Genomic DNA, 12,321 nt, shown 5'->3' on the forward strand with positions numbered 1-12,321 from the left:
GTACAAAAGACAGGCCGACACGTGGTGTCGAAGATATTTAATTGATAAAGACAAGCCTGTCTTTACTATACCAGAGGAGAAATAGTTAATGTCATAAGTCACAAATGTAATTGAAATTGTCAATTTGTGCAAAAATCCCAATTAATAGTGATTGTCTACATTAAAGGGGCCAACTATATTTGTATCGGTTATTAAAACAAGTCATATTATTACACAAGAGTCTTTAAATCTATTGGTTATTAAAAAAGTCCCAACAATCATTGCAGCCAGATGATTGTTAGGACTTTTTAGTTATGAGTTATGTTGAATTAATCAAACTTCCGTTTCTGAAACCAATTTTCATTAAAAGTTAAGCCTAGACGAATGGTGTTATAGTTTTCTTCTACTAAACCTGCATTTATTGTTCCTCTGGTATCGTACTCGTAGGCAATATTAATTCGCGAACCATCGCGCATGGGTATCGTTAGGCCCGCCGTAACTCCTTTAGAGTCGATGTTATTTCCTTGTATTGTGAGGTATTGTTGATTGTAAAATACACCAAGACGATACTGCAAACGCTTAAAGAAATTACGATGATAACGAGGGCTGGCATATTGCACACCAAAACTAGCGCCATGGGTGTCGCGTACCTCGCCGTTTGTGATGCTGAGTTCTGATTCATGCCATTGACCAAAACGATAATCACCTGCAATAGTAATCCCACTGTGTGTCTGAAATGCCATGCCTGCCTGATATTGCAGTGGTATCAATAAATTATCTGAGTTGGTTTTGGATGAGCTTAAGTCTGATGAATAATCATTGTAAATTTTGTGTTCGAAATAGGTGTCTAACTCACTGGATAAACTAAATGTGCCACCAATTGAAAAAGAGTTGCGTCCGATTGCTTGTCGATATTGTAAGCCAAAATCAAAAAGGAGGGAGGATACTTGATAAGTACGTTTATTATAGATGGTTTCTCCAATAATAGCAGGATATTCAGATACTTCTATGACATCAGTAGATCCCCAAAGATATGAAGTGTTCAATCCCAGTGAAAGTCCTTTTGCTACCTGAAAGCCATTAGTCCATGATAATTGTGATATACCGCCCTCACCAATTAATTCAACCGGGTATTTATCCATCGTGCCTAGTATGTACTTTTCTCCACTTATTGAGTAGCCAATACTTGAATAGGGAGCAAGGCTGAAACCCATACCCCAGTTTTTACCAGCCCTAAATCCTATACTTAAAGATTCAACATTGGCATCGAAGTTCGATTGTTGATCAGTGCTAGTTTGGTAATCGGCAAAGCTCATTTTTCCTTGAATATTAAAAACAAACTTAGCACTATCGAGTGCGCTGTACGAAGCGGAATTAAGTGTGTTCAAGTAACCTTTTGACCCCAGTGCCAAACCAGCAAAACCCATACCGGCATTGGTAGCATCGGCTTTTGAATTAAGAATGCCGATTCCAAAACGAGAATAACTTGATGAAGAGTTGTTTTGCGCCAAGGAGCTGACCGAAATGAGGATGAGTAAAAAAATAAGTAGTTTATTCTGTATCATAGTAATAATAGTATAATAGAAGTTTAGATGATCGTGTGGTTCGGCCATAGCCATTAATAGCCAGCCAATTAAATGTGGATCCCATTTCTGTGTCAGGCAATGTGATGACCAGCCCTCTATCGGTATCAATAACGGTTTCTATCAAACGCGAGTTGATGTAATTCGTTAGGTCAAAGGAATAATATGTTTTCTCATGATAGAGTTGATCAATATAAAGCGAGCTTGACAAGGGGTTACTGTCACTATCGGTTAAATAGCCCCATATGTCATTGGCACGATAAATATCTCCAATGTATATATTTGATGGTAAGTCAGTCCTATTCATTATGGTCATGTCTGGCTTTAACTGAAGCTCAGCTTTAACAATGTGTCCTTTCGTTTCAAATTCCACCAGATTTTGCATCGTTGGGAAATCAACTCTGAATTTGAGACCTGATCCGCTTTGCAATAGAACCTTATTACTTGTTTGTTGGCTTTTAACCATGCTTTTCCCGTCAGCTATTTGATTATACCTTATGCTCTTATTATGCGATTGAAGTTGATTAAAATGGACAGATGAAGCGAGAGAGAAGTCAGTAATATGCTCTTCTTTTTCGAGGCCGCTGAAGTGTGAATACAAACGAATGTAGGCGCTACTGTCACTAACGCTATATCCCAAAACTGATCGTGTGATAGAGGTGTCGCAACTAAATACAAAACCTTTGTATTCATCTTTAAATAGTGAGGTTTTATCTACGTGATTTTCATATTCATTCAGAAAGTTGATTATTTCCAAGGCGAATGCATCATCAATGCGCATGGTAAGTTCTTCGTTTTCGTTAGGGTATGGGCGAAAGGTGGCAGATGCTATTGAGGTATCAGAATATTTGAATGAAGAGGTGTTGTAGAGTTTTGAATCATCATTGGTTTCTAGTACTTCTTCCAAGGTATGCATCTGAATTCTTACATCAACTGTTGTATCCCCAATTGAATAACCATTCGGCTTTAGTACTACTACCAAGCTATCAAATGTTTGCTTTTCATTGTCCCACGAGAAATTTTGTGGATAGCCCATCGAAAAGTAACTCTTAGCTTCTTGTCCACTTAAAAGTGGATGACGAAAGTAGCCTACAATAGCGTTGCTGGTAGCAAGGGTTGATATCGAATCTTCTTTTATTGTTGAAAGCTGAATGTAAACAGTATCGATAAGTGTAGTGTAAGTCGATGAGTTAATAACATGATCGCCTAGATTTAATTCGCCTTTTTGGCATGACATCAATAAAAAAGCGAGTGTTGTTATCAGAAATAGGCGTGAGCTTATAAAGCGGAGTTGATGCATGGCACTTGTGTTTATTAATGATTAACAGATTAGCAAATAAAGGCTGTCCATCGTTTTTAAATAAATCTTATCAACGTAATCGGGACCTAATTCATCCAATGATGCGGCTATTTCAATAAACAGCACATTTGTTTGTTCATATTGCCAATTAGCCCTTTGTTGAAGAAATGTATGGTAAAGTCGAAAAAAGCAGCCTATTGATCGAATTGATTTACTCTTAAGCCAGGCAGGTTCTACATTTGGTTAAATTTTAATCGAAAACACAATGATCAATATGAACCAATTGAGTATTCTACTTTTTATCTCTTTTTTGCTTTTTACATCGTGTAGTTCAAGTACTGATGATGAAGAGTTGTTAGGTAACTGGGTAGAAAGAGGCTCCTTTGAGGGAGTGCCCAGAACCGAAGCTGTTGCTTTTGTAATTGATAATTACGCCTATGTGGGTACTGGCTATGATGGGGTAGAAGATGAGCGTTTAAAGGATTTTTGGCGCTATGACTCAGAAAAAGATTTTTGGACGCAGGTGGCACCTTTTGAGGGTGTGGCACGAAATGGAGCCGTGGCTTTTACGGCTAATGGCATGGGCTATGTTACAACAGGTAACGACGGTAAAAATAAGCTAAATGACAATTGGGCTTATGATGTTGCTAGCAATTCATGGTCTGAAAAAGCTGCTTTTGCAGGATCTGCGCGCTACGGAGCAGTATCATTCTCTTTAAACAATAAAGGTTTTGTTGGAACTGGATACGATGGTAATATTCTTAAGGATTTTTGGGCATACGATCCCTTAAGCGATAGTTGGGAGCAAAAAGTGAGCATTGGAGGAAAAAAGCGCCGTGATGCGGTAGCTTTTGTAATAGACGAAAAGGCATATGTGTGCACCGGTTCCGATAATGGGCAATACCTGGATGATTTATGGCAATACGATGCCTCTGCTGATGCATGGACACAAAAACGAGATATTGGAAAGGATGCCAATGAAGATGAAAGTTACGATGATGAGTACGAAATTGTAGGAATTAATGGAGTTGCCTTTTCAATTAACGGACTGGGGTATGTCTCTACTGGTGGAGCTGGAGCTCCTGGGTCCTTAAATTGGGAATATAATCCGGATAGTGATGTGTGGGAAGAGCTAAGTAATTTTGAAGGTTCTCCCCGTTATTCGGCTGTTGCTTTTGTAATCGATAACGAGCCATTTATTGCTACGGGTAATAGTGCAGGTTATTATTTCGATGATGTTTGGACTTTTAATCCTAATGAAGAACAGGATGATAATGATTAATAAAAGGATTAAGAAAACAATGATGCGTCAACTAAAAAGTTGGGGCATTATTGTTTTGGTATTTATCACATTTGTGGTTTATGCTATTGAATCAAAAACGGATTATACCTATGTTGTTTATGAAGTGGACGGTGGTTATGGTTATCATATTGAAAAATCCGACAAAGTTATTATTCGTCAAGACTTTATTCCTGCTAAAAATGGCTATCAACCATTCGTTTATAAAGCACATGCAGTAAAAGCTGCTAAAATAGTAGTGAGAAAACTGCAAAATAAACAAGTGCCAGCCTTATCAAGTAAAGAGGTGGAGAATATCATTCATTAGTAACATTGTTCAATTACTAGTGTTCTAAGCTTAATGCAGTGATTTATTGTTTTTATCAAACTTACTAACTATTTGCTTGCAGAAGCGAGTCTTTAAACCTAAATTATAAGCTTCTAAGGTACCAATTGATCTATAGTTAATTTTAAGATGTCAATCGTATTACTGATAAAACCCACGGCAATTGCATTTAAACTTACAAGGTTCCAAGTTACGCATCCGACATCAGCAACGTAGCTTGGGACCCACTTTTCTTTGATTTTGAATAGACAGAAAGCTGTATGACCGTAGGGAGTTCTTGCTGTCTCAAAACAAAGAAATTAGTGGGTAAGCGAGTGGTGCAGTCGGCGGGCTTCTTTGTTTACTTTCTTCGGCTGAAGGAAGAAAGTAAAAGCCTTTGCGGCTAGAGCAAATCAAATTCTTTTCTCTTTAAGAGACGAGTTTTGTGTAAAATATTTTTAAATGCGTTTACCCTGTTATAAAACCCTATGATTAGCATATATTGAAAATCTTTTCGCATCTTTATGCGGAATTTGAAATTAATGACGCAAAAGCAAAAAATAGAATCGCAATACTTAAAACTCATTGGTGTTACACTAATGATGACTGCCGCCTGTGTTACAGATGCAAGTAATAAGCGATCGTATAGCTTTGCTGATGAAAGTGTTCGTGAAATTATTCTTGAGCAGTTTCAATTATTTTCATCTAGCCACTTAGGCGAAGTAATCGAATGGGAAAGTGCTCTTAAAAATGCCACTGAAAACCATTCAGATGGTAATTTTGATGTGCGTTATGTGCATTTAAAATTATTGGTTGAACAAAAAGCATTTAAAAAGTTATTAAATGATTTAGGTGCAGATGTTCAGCGCTTTGACGTAGATTTATCGCGTTTTTGTGTAGATGATCAACCTGATGAAGCGCAAACTTTTCATTTAATTCAAAATCGTAACAAAAACTCTCTTGTTACCAGAGCTGGTCCCTTGGCCTAATTGTATTTTACCGCATTTTTTTGTTAGATGACTGAATCTAACGTTTTTACAATTTTAGAAATTTATAATTACATACGATAATGGCTATTAGTAGTTTGATTTCCAAGATATTTGGAAATAAGTCCGATCGCGATATGAAAGAGGTGGAACCTTTTGTGAAAAAAATCAAACAGGTTTATCCCGAGATTGAAAAGTTAAGTAACAATGAACTTAGGCAGAAAGCCAATGACCTTAAAGCACAAATTCAGGGTGCAGTAAAGGCTGATGAAGATAAAATTCAGAGTTTAAAAGATAAGATTGAATCGGAACAGATTTCTGTATCTGAGAAAGAGAAGATCTATAAAGAAATTGATAAAATTAAAGAAGGCATTGTTGAGAAACTAGATGCAGCTTTAACCGAAGCCATGCCAGTGGCCTTTTCTATTGTAAAGGATACAGCACGTCGTTTTACGCAAAATGATTTTGTGGAAGTGGCGGCAAGTGATTTTGACCGCGATTTATCAGCAAGCAAAGAGTTTGTTGAGATAAAGGGCAACAATGCTGTGTTTAATACAACCTGGTTGGCAGGTGGTGTTCCTGTAAAGTGGGATATGATTCACTACGATGTTCAGTTGTTTGGTGGAGTGGTATTACACAGTGGTAAAATTGCTGAGATGGCAACCGGAGAGGGTAAAACACTTGTGGCAACCTTACCGGTGTTTCTAAATGCACTTGCAGGACGTGGTGTTCACGTTGTTACAGTGAATGATTACCTGGCCAAGCGTGACTCGGAGTGGATGGGACCTATTTACCAATTCCATGGTTTGTCGGTTGATTGTATTGATAGACATCGCCCTAATTCGGCTGAGCGCCGTGCAGCCTACAAAGCTGATATTACCTTTGGTACAAATAATGAGTTTGGTTTTGATTACTTGCGCGATAACATGGCAATTTCGCCAGAAGATCTAGTGCAGCGTCCTCATAACTACGCTATTGTCGATGAGGTCGATTCTGTTTTAATTGATGATGCTCGTACACCATTAATTATTTCAGGTCCTGTGCCTAAGGGCGATGATCAGTTGTTTGGCGATTTAAAACCAAAAATTGAATCAATTGTCGAGGCACAAAAGAAATTAGTGACAGGTGTTTTAGCTGAGGCAAAACAAAAATTAAAGTCAGAAGATAAGAAGGTTCAAGAAGAAGGTTCCCTTTTGTTATTAAGAGCCTTTAAAGGTCTTCCTAAAAATAAAGCCATCATCAAGTTCTTAAGTGAAGTTGGTGTTAAGGCCAGCATGTTAAAGACCGAAAACTTTTACATGCAGGAGAATAGCAAAAATATGCATGTGGTAACTGATCCACTATTTTTTGTTATCGATGAAAAGAATAATTCCATTGAATTAACTGATCAGGGTCTGGACCTAATTACTGGTTCAGCTGAAGATCCTAACTTCTTTGTATTACCTGATGTTGGTTCTGAAATTGCCACGCTCGAAAAAGAGACCATGGCAGAAGAGGATCGCACGAAGAAAAAAGATGAGATTCTTCAGAACTTCTCTATCAAATCGGAGCGTGTTCATACCATCAACCAATTATTAAAAGCCTACACTCTATTTGAAAAAGATGTGGAGTATGTGGTAATGGATAACAAGGTGAAAATTGTTGATGAGCAGACAGGTCGTATCATGGAAGGACGTCGTTATTCCGATGGTCTTCATCAGGCGATTGAGGCGAAAGAGCGCGTTACCGTAGAGGCGGCAACGCAAACCTATGCAACCATTACTTTGCAGAACTATTTCCGCATGTATAACAAGCTGTCGGGTATGACAGGTACTGCGGAAACAGAGGCTGGAGAGCTTTGGGATATCTACGAATTAGATGTGGTGGTAATACCTACCAACCGTCCGATTGTTCGTAAGGACATGGAAGATATCGTGTACAAAACTAAGCGTGAGAAGTACAATGCGGTAAGTGCAGAAATTATCCGTTTGGTTGAGGCTGGACGACCAGTTTTGGTTGGTACTACCTCGGTTGAAGTATCTGAATTATTAAGCCGTACGCTTAAAATGCGCGGTATTAAACACAATGTACTGAATGCGAAGTTGCACCAGCGCGAAGCTGAAATTGTGGCCGATGCAGGTACTGCAGGTGTGGTAACCATTGCTACCAATATGGCGGGTCGTGGTACCGATATTAAGCTATCAAAAGAGGTGAAAGATGCAGGTGGTTTGGCCATTATTGGTACAGAACGTCACGAATCACGTCGTGTTGACCGTCAGTTACGAGGTCGTGCAGGTCGTCAGGGTGATCCAGGTTCATCGCAATTCTTTGTGTCGCTTGAAGATGATTTAATGCGTTTGTTTGGTTCTGATAGAATCGTTAAATACATGGATCGTTTGGGTCTTGAAGATGGTGAGATGATTCAGCATAGCATGATTACCAAATCTATTGAGCGTGCACAGAAGAAGGTGGAAGAGAATAACTTTGGTATTCGTAAGCGTTTATTAGAATATGATGATGTGATGAACTCACAGCGTGAGGTAATTTACACTAAGCGTCGTCATGCTTTATATGGAGAACGTATTCAGGTTGATATTTCTAATATGATGGCAGATACTTGTGCCGATATTGTTGCTGAATATCAGGAAACAGGTGATTTCGAAGGTTTCAAGTTGGAGCTAATTCGCGTGTTCTCTGCTCAGTCGCCTTTTGCTCAGGAGGAGTTCTTAAAAGGACGTAGCGATGAATTATCGGAGCAGTTGTTTGAGAAAATGTGGGATGCCTACAAGCGTAAGAGTGTTACCATTGCTCAGCAGGCTAATCCAGTAATTAAAGATGTGTATGAGACCAAGGCCGAGATGTATAAAAACATTGTGGTGCCAATTAGTGATGGTCAAAAAGTATATCAAATTACAACAAACCTGAAAAAAGCATACGAGTCAGAGTCTGTTGAATTAGTGCGTTCATTCGAAAAAGCATCTATGTTGGTTACAATTGACGATGCCTGGAAAGAGCACTTGCGTGAGTTGGATGATTTACGTCAGGCAGTACAAAATGCAACCTACGAGCAGAAAGATCCATTATTGATTTATAAATTTGAGTCGTTTAACTTGTTTAAAACAATGGTTGGAGCCAACAATAAAGAGGTTGTTTCTTTATTGTCGAAAGGTCATATTCCAATTCAGAATGCCGATGGCGTGCAAGAAGCTCAGGAGCGTAAACGACAAGATTATAGCAAAATGCAGGCGCGTAAAGATGAGTTTTCACGAGGAAACGGACAGCAAGGTGGTGAGCAGAAGAAGCCAGAGCGTGTAGAGCCTGTGCGTGTAGAGAAAAAGGTTGGCCGTAATGAGCCATGTCCTTGTGGCAGTGGTAAGAAGTTTAAGCAGTGTCACGGTAAGGGAATGCCAGCTTAAGAAACATATTAAGAAAAAGTATCAAGACAGATGAGATCTTAATATTCTGTTTTGATACTTGATACTAACATCTGATGTTAAAATTATGATACTTAATTCAATCAATTGGAATGTTGATCCTGAGATTTTTTCCTTAGGGCCTATTCACGTACGTTACTATGGTTTACTCTTTGCCTTAGGTTTTATGGGAGGGTATTATATCCTCGAAAAGATGTTTAAGTCTGAAAAAATCCAACAGGAGTGGCTCGATAAATTATTTATGTACGTGGTAATTGCGACCATTGTAGGTGCGCGATTAGGGCATGTGATTTTTTATGGATGGGATTATTATTCGCAGAATCCTGGTGATATCATTAAAATATGGGAAGGTGGATTAGCTAGCCATGGAGGCGCCATAGGTGTAATTCTTTCTGTTTATCTCTTTACCAAAAATGTAACTAAGCGAAGTGTTTTCTGGACGCTCGATCGTTTGGCTGTTGCCGTTGCTTTAACAGCAGTATTTATTCGCTTTGGTAATCTCATGAACTCCGAAATTTATGGCCATGTAACGGATTTGCCATGGGGATTCATTTTTGAACGAAGAGGTGAGGAGTTGCCGAAGCATCCAACGCAATTGTATGAAGCTTTGTGTTATCTGATAACCTTTGTGGTATTGTTCTTTAGCTACTGGAAAACAAAAGCTAAGGAGAAATCAGGTTTGCTATTTGGTATGTTCTTAATAGGAATTTTTGCTTCACGTTTTGTTATTGAAAATGTAAAGGAAGTACAAGAAGTATGGGAGCAGGATTTGACCTTTAATATGGGACAATTACTAAGCTTGCCATTTATTGCCTGGGGTGGATACCTAGTTTATAAGGCTTTGAAGAAGTAAGTTTTTCGTTAAAGATATTTGAGCCAGAATCAATTTTGATTCTGGCTTTTTTTATGTCAAAAGTTAAATAATGTACGAATTAAGTCAAAATATAAATAAAACGTATATATTTGTTTTGTAAGTATATTTTATGATGAAGAATATTTCAAAAAGCAAAAAATACCAAGCCATTCTTATTACAGGGAAGGATTTATTTTGGCGATATGGACTTAAGCGCGTCAGTATCGAGGAAATATGTAAAGAAGCCTCGGTTAGTAAAATGACTTTCTATAAGTACTTTCCCAATAAAGTTGATTTAGCTAAACAGATATTGAGTGACATCATGCAAGAGGCTTTGCAGCAATTCAAAGGTGTATTAGAATCGGATAATTCCTTTGAGCAAAAGGTGGAGCAAATGATGCGCATGAAAATGGAGGGAACAAAAGAACTGAGCGCAGAGTTTATGAATGATATTTATAAACAGCCTGAGAATGGCCTATTGGAGTTTATGCAAAAGCATGGTCATCAGTTACAAAAGCTCTTCGTCGATTTTCTTCAGCAAGCAAAAAGAACAGGTGATATTAGAAATGATATTAAGATTGATTTCATTATCTATCAAATGAATAAGATGACGGATACCGTTAATGATGCAGGGCTATTGTCAAAATATTCATCTCCCAATGAATTAATTATGGAGAATATGCGCTTTTTCTTTTATGGGTTAACATGTTCTAAAACTGTTGAGTAATGAAAGTGTTTTTATCCATAGTAATGCTTTTGGTTTCAACGTGTATTAGTGCTCAGTTAGCAACAAAAGAAGCTGCTGTTACTATACAGGGGCAGGCTGTTACATGGATGCATTATAATCCAGATAATCCTTATCCCTTATACTGGGGAGCTCGGCTTATTCCACAAATAAATTACGATGCCCAATTGAATTCAAGGAGTAAATTGGACTTTGAGGTATCAGCCAATATGGTCGGTGATGTGGGCTTGCAAATACCTGATTCGGCCGATTGGAATGGCAAAGTATCTCCTTATCGAATATGGGGGCGTTATTCTACCGAGCAGTTGGAGGTGCGAGCAGGTTTGCAAAAAATTAATTTTGGTTCAGCTACCTTGTTACGTCCTCTCATGTGGTTCGATCAGGTAGACCCTCGCGATCCTTTGCAATTGACTGATGGTGTTTGGGGTGGCCTAATGCGTTATTACTTTCTTAACAATGCTAATTTATGGTTGTGGGTACTATATGGTAATGATAACGTGAAAGGGTGGGAGTTTGTACATAGTAATAGCAATGTGCCAGAAATTGGTGCACGTTTTCAAATGCCTGTTCCACTTGGAGAATTAGCTGTCTCTTACCATCATCGTGTTGCTGATAGCAGAGATTTGAACGGCTTGGTGCCCGCGTTTGATAAAATACCAGAGAATCGCATTGGTATGGATGCCCGCTTCGATAAAGTGGTGGGTTTTTGGTTCGAAGGATCTTGGATAAACATGTCAAAGGATCTGGGGCAATACACTAATCAGCTTAATTTAAATGTGGGTATTGATTACACTTTTGGAGTGGGTAATGGTTTGGGTTTATTGGCTGAACACTTACTGATTAGTTATGATCAAAAAGCTTTTGCATTTAATAATGCCATTAACATGACTGCCTTATCGCTTAATTATCCAATTGGCATGTTTGATAACTTGAATACCATCGTTTATTACAATTGGTATGATAAGCAGCTGTATAATTTTATGAATTGGAGCAAGCAATATAATTCTTTGACTTTAAATATAATGGGATATTGGAATCCCGATGACTATAACATGCCCTTGCAAGCTAATGCTGAGAATCTATTTGCAGGAAAAGGAGTTCAGCTAATGTTGGTTTATAATTTTTAATGCTAACGATTAATAAAACTTATCTAGTATGGATAATGCTATCATACAATTAAATGGATTAACAAAACGCTTTCCAGTTGGAAGTGGCTACTTCACTGCCCTAAGTGATATTGACCTTTCGTTTAGTAAAGGCGAATTTGCTGGTTTGGTTGGACCCAGTGGTTCGGGTAAAACCACCTTGCTAAATATTATAGGTTCGCTCGATGTGCCTAGTGTTGGAGAGGCTACGGTTCTTAATCATTCCATTGCAGGACTCAATCAAAAGCAGGCCGCTAATTTAAGAAATCATCATATTGGGTTCATCTTTCAGACCTATAATTTATTGCCTGTTTATACGGTTTATGAAAATGTTGAATTTGCACTTTTGTTGCAAAAGATGTCGGCCACAGAGCGACGTAAGGCTGTAATGCAAGCCTTGGAGTGGGTTGGCTTAACGGATAAGGAAAAGTCCAGACCATCCATGTTATCGGGGGGAGAGTGTCAGCGAGTGGCCATTGCTCGTTCCATGGTAAAAAAACCTGAAATAGTGTTGGCCGATGAGCCAACCGCTAACCTGGATTCCAAAAATTCGCACCACATATTACAAACCATGCAAAAGCTAAACGATGAGCTGGGTGTCACATTCATCTTTTCAACCCATGACGAAAAAGTGATGCAATACCTCAAGCGTAAAATATCTCTGGCCGATGGTCGAGTGGTGGCTGATGAGTTGGCCATACTCAGTCAGTAGT

At 38.5% G+C, this 12,321-nt stretch carries 10 protein-coding genes; 8 read left to right on the top strand and 2 right to left on the bottom strand.

Annotated features, from left to right (window positions below; genetic code table 11):
• Window positions 1-308: 308 nt before the first annotated feature.
• A complete protein-coding gene (locus FNN09_RS11820) occupies window positions 309-1,544 on the bottom strand; it encodes a hypothetical protein (protein ID WP_143302568.1) in 1,236 nt (411 codons plus the stop codon).
• On the bottom strand, window positions 1,531-2,862 hold the full coding sequence (locus FNN09_RS11825) for a DUF4270 family protein (protein WP_143302569.1): 1,332 nt from the start codon (window positions 2,860-2,862) through the stop codon (window positions 1,531-1,533). The genes FNN09_RS11820 and FNN09_RS11825 overlap by 14 nt, the downstream gene beginning before the upstream one ends.
• Before the next feature lie 265 nt (window positions 2,863-3,127).
• Between FNN09_RS11825 and FNN09_RS11830 the strand changes: the two genes are divergently transcribed.
• The 8 genes from FNN09_RS11830 (at window position 3,128) to FNN09_RS11865 (ending at window position 12,320) form a co-directional block, all read left to right on the top strand.
• A complete protein-coding gene (locus tag FNN09_RS11830) occupies window positions 3,128-4,144 on the top strand; it encodes a galactose oxidase (RefSeq protein ID WP_221932485.1) in 1,017 nt (338 codons plus the stop codon).
• Window positions 4,145-4,166: 22 nt separating this feature from the next.
• Window positions 4,167-4,469 carry a DUF4907 domain-containing protein gene (locus tag FNN09_RS11835; protein ID WP_185968973.1) on the top strand — a complete coding sequence of 101 codons (303 nt, stop codon included), beginning with the start codon at window positions 4,167-4,169 and terminating at the stop codon, window positions 4,467-4,469.
• A gap of 521 nt (window positions 4,470-4,990) precedes the next feature.
• Complete coding sequence (locus FNN09_RS11840; RefSeq protein ID WP_143302571.1) at window positions 4,991-5,455, top strand: hypothetical protein; 465 nt, start codon at window positions 4,991-4,993, stop codon at window positions 5,453-5,455.
• An 80-nt stretch (window positions 5,456-5,535) separates the two neighbouring features.
• The gene (secA, locus tag FNN09_RS11845) at window positions 5,536-8,847 is read left to right on the top strand and encodes a preprotein translocase subunit SecA (protein ID WP_143302572.1); all 3,312 of its coding nucleotides are present in this window, start codon (window positions 5,536-5,538) and stop codon (window positions 8,845-8,847) included.
• Window positions 8,848-8,932: 85 nt separating this feature from the next.
• Entirely contained in the window at window positions 8,933-9,718 is a 786-nt protein-coding gene (gene lgt / locus FNN09_RS11850) for a prolipoprotein diacylglyceryl transferase (RefSeq protein WP_185968974.1), read from the top strand.
• A gap of 133 nt (window positions 9,719-9,851) precedes the next feature.
• The gene (locus FNN09_RS11855) at window positions 9,852-10,445 is read left to right on the top strand and encodes a TetR/AcrR family transcriptional regulator (protein WP_185968975.1); all 594 of its coding nucleotides are present in this window, start codon (window positions 9,852-9,854) and stop codon (window positions 10,443-10,445) included.
• Window positions 10,445-11,590, top strand: coding sequence for a hypothetical protein (locus FNN09_RS11860; protein ID WP_221932486.1), 1,146 nt, complete (start codon window positions 10,445-10,447; stop codon window positions 11,588-11,590). The genes FNN09_RS11855 and FNN09_RS11860 overlap by 1 nt, the downstream gene beginning before the upstream one ends.
• Before the next feature lie 28 nt (window positions 11,591-11,618).
• Window positions 11,619-12,320 (top strand): ABC transporter ATP-binding protein, encoded by a 702-nt coding sequence (locus FNN09_RS11865; RefSeq protein WP_143302574.1) that lies wholly within the window; start codon window positions 11,619-11,621, stop codon window positions 12,318-12,320.
• The last annotated feature ends 1 nt before the right edge of the window (window position 12,321 follow it).

Source organism: Carboxylicivirga sp. M1479, from assembly GCF_007097485.1.
Classification (GTDB): domain Bacteria; phylum Bacteroidota; class Bacteroidia; order Bacteroidales; family Marinilabiliaceae; genus Carboxylicivirga.

Bases quoted from the DNA above. Each gene is read 5' to 3' on its own strand.
- FNN09_RS11860 (WP_221932486.1), top strand. From the start codon at position 10,445: ATGAAAGTGTTTTTATCCATAGTAATGCTTTTGGTTTCAACGTGTATT.
- FNN09_RS11830 (WP_221932485.1), top strand. From the start codon at position 3,128: ATGATCAATATGAACCAATTGAGTATTCTACTTTTTATCTCTTTTTTG.
- FNN09_RS11855 (WP_185968975.1), top strand. From the start codon at position 9,852: ATGAAGAATATTTCAAAAAGCAAAAAATACCAAGCCATTCTTATTACA.
- lgt (WP_185968974.1), top strand. From the start codon at position 8,933: ATGATACTTAATTCAATCAATTGGAATGTTGATCCTGAGATTTTTTCC.
- FNN09_RS11825 (WP_143302569.1), bottom strand. From the start codon at position 2,862: ATGCATCAACTCCGCTTTATAAGCTCACGCCTATTTCTGATAACAACA.
- FNN09_RS11820 (WP_143302568.1), bottom strand. From the start codon at position 1,544: ATGATACAGAATAAACTACTTATTTTTTTACTCATCCTCATTTCGGTC.
- FNN09_RS11835 (WP_185968973.1), top strand. From the start codon at position 4,167: ATGCGTCAACTAAAAAGTTGGGGCATTATTGTTTTGGTATTTATCACA.
- FNN09_RS11840 (WP_143302571.1), top strand. From the start codon at position 4,991: ATGCGGAATTTGAAATTAATGACGCAAAAGCAAAAAATAGAATCGCAA.
- secA (WP_143302572.1), top strand. From the start codon at position 5,536: ATGGCTATTAGTAGTTTGATTTCCAAGATATTTGGAAATAAGTCCGAT.
- FNN09_RS11865 (WP_143302574.1), top strand. From the start codon at position 11,619: ATGGATAATGCTATCATACAATTAAATGGATTAACAAAACGCTTTCCA.